We start from the raw sequence: 267 nt of genomic DNA, 5'->3' as shown, positions 1-267 counted from the left end.
CTTGTAGCTGACGCAATTGTGCCTCTAGCATACGCGCCTGAAAGTTACTGCGGTACAGTACGGCATACTGTTCCCACTCATTGCCAAAACGCAGCTTATGCGTGACGATTTCTTTGGCCACGCGCTCCGATTCATCATCGTCATTACGGCAGTTAATGATGCGGATTTTTTCGCCTTGACCTTTATCTGACCACAGTTTTTTCTCGAATAAATGCTCGTTATTTAGAATGACGGCGTTGGCCGAAGTCAAAATACGCGTGGTTGAGC

The 267-nt window shown here is 47.2% G+C and carries 1 protein-coding gene; it reads right to left on the bottom strand.

What is annotated here, in order from left to right:
- Nucleotides 1-267: 3'-5' exonuclease (locus SB772_RS41720; protein WP_410838735.1), on the bottom strand; the 267-nt coding region annotated here is incomplete at both ends.

The organism is Paraburkholderia sp. SIMBA_030 (assembly GCF_046535245.1).
Lineage (GTDB): Bacteria > Pseudomonadota > Gammaproteobacteria > Burkholderiales > Burkholderiaceae > Paraburkholderia.
The sequence above is the reverse complement of the archived record's forward strand: the minus strand, read 5'-3'. Positions and strand labels throughout refer to the sequence as shown.